We start from the raw sequence: 333 nt of genomic DNA on the forward strand, positions 1-333 counted from the left end.
GTGGCTTCTTCTCCATACAGGTCTGCATTATCTTGCCAGTAGTTGCCGACGAAGTTAATGGCTTTCGGGTCGTGGAAATCAATTTTTTTGTCCGAAGGCTTCAAAGTGGTCCTTTTGGAGGAACTGAACGAATGTCTTCTCATAAGTGTCAAGGAATCTTACTCTTTCATAGTTTTCTTCGGTGTGCAAGTTGTAGTAGTCAGGTCTTTGTGCGAAGGGTGTAAACTTAGTTAGCATCAATGGATAGTATCCAGTCTTTATCGGAGAGTACCATGAGAATTCGGGAATCTTACCAAGTCCATTGGTAAGACGCTCAAAGTAGTAACGAGCCAA

At 42.6% G+C, this 333-nt stretch carries 1 protein-coding gene; it reads right to left on the bottom strand.

The genetic code is table 11. The features are described 5' to 3' along the window. Positions 1–78: 78 nt before the first annotated feature. Positions 79–333 carry a hypothetical protein gene (locus F0U47_RS22845; RefSeq protein WP_497463092.1) on the bottom strand — a complete coding sequence of 85 codons (255 nt, stop codon included), beginning with the start codon at positions 331–333 and terminating at the stop codon, positions 79–81.

Source organism: Nocardioides antri (assembly GCF_008373765.1).
Lineage (GTDB): Bacteria > Actinomycetota > Actinomycetes > Propionibacteriales > Nocardioidaceae > Nocardioides > Nocardioides antri.